The sequence below is a fragment of the Stenotrophomonas sp. 05L44_2 genome (assembly GCF_056665995.1).
The window spans coordinates 1-2,028 of record NZ_JBFTNR010000741.1 but is presented as its reverse complement, the minus strand read 5'-3'; the positions used below and the strand labels follow the sequence as shown (position 1 = coordinate 2,028).

Below are 2,028 nucleotides of genomic sequence, written 5' to 3'. Positions count from 1 at the left end.
GCTCAGGGTCAGCCCGGTACGATCGTTGCGGGCATTGGCCAGGGCGGTGTTGCGCAGGATCGGACTGCGGCTGGAATCCCAATCGGGGTTGCCCGAGGCGAAGTTGGGGAAGCCACCAGCGGTGTAGGTATCGCTGTTGGTTTCGGTTCGCCACAGGTTGGCGCGCAGGTCGAGCCAACGACTGCCGGCCGGCTGCCAGCGGTATTCCAGGTTCCAGGCATCGGAATCGACCCGGCTGAGCGGCCACTGGATGCGCCCGTAATCCGGTGCGGACAGGATGCGCGAGGGCATGATCTCGCCATAGTGCGAAAGCGTGTGCCGCCAGGTGGCCTTGAGCTGCTGGTCGTCGGTGATCTGCCAGGTGGCCTTCAGCAGCCACGACTCCTGTTCGCTGGACGTGTTGGGCACTTCATCACCCGGCTTGAAGTAGCGCGCCAGCGTGGTGATGTAGTCGATGCCCTGGTATTCGTACTGCTCGCGCGGGTCCTGGTCGTAGTACGCACTGCCCTTGCTGCCGGAGAAATAGTTGCCGCGCTTGCGCCACGCGTAGGCGGCCATCACGTCCACCCTCTCACCGCGCCAGCCCAGCGCCAGGCGCCAGGCCTGGTCATCGCCATCGAACGGGTTGTCACCACTGCGCGATTTCACTGGCACCACCAGGGTGCGGTCAGCATAGGGCGAGGCCGGCGACGACTGCGGGAACCCCTCCACCGTGCGGTAGTCCTCGCCGGTGTGCAGCCGTGGCAGGCGCGGCGAGACCGCATTGCTGCTACCTTCGATCTTCAGCTCCCCGCCGAAGCGCTCGCCGGCCGGCACGATGTCGTCGACGTCGAGGGTCTTGATGACCATCGCTCCGCCGATACCGCTGTGTACATCGCGCACCAACGCTGGCCCCTTGATGACCTGGATGCCACCAATCAGGTTGGGATCGATGTAGTTGCGGTTGCTGACGCCGTTGTAGCCCCGCCATACGGTCAGTGCCTGCTCGCCGCCGTCGATGCTGACCGGCACCCGTCCCGGCCCCTGGATGCCGCGGATGTTGAGGTCCAGTGCGCCGCTGTTGCGGGCGTCGCCGCTGAACACACCGACCAGGTCCTTGACCACGTCGGCCGGGTTGGCGCCGCGATAGCGCTCCACCCGGTCGCGACCGGAATAGGCCGTGCTCAGGTCGAGCGCGAACACGTCGTCGTATCCCCAACGATCACGTGTTTCGCCGCCGTCGGCCTGCAGGCGTCCGCCCACCTTCAGCGTGTCGGTGACCACCACCCCGCCGTCATCGGCGGCGGCCTGCAGGGTCCAGGTACCGCCCGGCTCCTGCTGCGCGCGCAGGCCACTGCCCTGCAGCAACTGGTCCAGTGCCTCGGCGGGGCTGTACTGGCCCTGCACTGCGCGCGAGCGCCGCCCTTCCACCAGATCGCTGCGGAACACCACCTGCACCTGCGACTGGCGACCGAAGCTGCGCACTGCGCCGGCCAGGGCTTGTTCGGGGATGGCATACGCGCGCACGGAGGCGGTAGCGGCCTGGGCGCGGGCGGTCGGCGCCCAAGCGAAGGGAACCAGTGCCGTGGCGATGGCCAGGGCGAGGATGGTGGCGCGGCGATGACGGGCGGATGCCGGGAACGGCATGAACGGTGACTCCTCAAGGTGGCGGGACCGTGCGCACTTCGGGTGCACGCGGCTCGGTTGGCTTGAGAAGAAACGCGGTTTCGCTCTGGCTATACCACTAGAGACAAGGTGGGATCGGATCTGCCCACGGTTTTTTTCGTTGATCGACAGATCATCCACGCATGGCGTGGATCTACCATGCGCCCGAATAGATCCACGCCATGCGTGGATGAACACGAATCACGCCAGTAGATCCACGCCATGCGTGGATGAACCCACCCACTAGTCCCGTGGCATCACCACACCAACAACGCGCCGCCCGGCAGGCGCTGGCTGCGCAGACCGGCCTGCCGGGCCACTGCGGCAATCGCCGCATCCGGCTGCTGCAGGTGGAACAACCCACTCACCGCCACCTGCGCGCCC

The 2,028-nt window shown here is 66.8% G+C and carries 1 protein-coding gene and 1 pseudogene; both read right to left on the bottom strand.

Translation table 11 applies throughout. From position 1 onward, the window contains the following. Positions 1-1,626, bottom strand: a 1,626-nt coding sequence (locus AC1VAN_RS20055; RefSeq protein ID WP_480986559.1) for a TonB-dependent receptor, incomplete at its 3' end; no start/stop codon positions are given. Positions 1,627-1,901: 275 nt separating this feature from the next. Further along, positions 1,902-2,028: pseudogene (locus AC1VAN_RS20050) on the bottom strand (histidine kinase); the annotation flags it as partial.